We start from the raw sequence: 338 nt of genomic DNA, 5'->3' as shown, positions 1-338 counted from the left end.
CAACCCGCGTCGGCTGAAGTGGATTCGCGACGTTGCGGCCCGGCCCTTGCGCGTAGAGCGTGCATGAAGTTCGAGGACTGGATGGAATCGTTGAGCATCAAGCTCAATGGGCGCGCTCTGAACCAACATGAGCAATGGCTGATGCAGCTCGCCTTCGAGATGGGTCAGTTGACGCGAATCAACGAAGTCCGGCACATCATCCAGAGCCTGAGAGAGCAGTACGCTGGTGATGTGGACTCGATTCACGTGAGTGAGGGGTTTTCGGAGATTGAGGCTCGAATCTTTGAACTTGTACAGTGAGAAACTGAAGATGTCTGAGTTGACGGATAGTGTAGTCG

General features: G+C 54.4%; 1 protein-coding gene. It reads left to right on the top strand.

Features of this window, described 5'->3' with window-relative positions; all coding sequences use genetic code 11:
• Positions 1–300, top strand: a 300-nt coding sequence (locus AC1RPT_RS07865) for a hypothetical protein (protein ID WP_481762996.1), incomplete at its 5' end; no start/stop codon positions are given.
• Positions 301–338 lie beyond the last annotated feature (38 nt).

This window comes from Dellaglioa sp. CoH-56-MRSF-11 (assembly GCF_056782135.1).
This window is presented reverse-complemented; position numbering and strand designations above follow the sequence as displayed.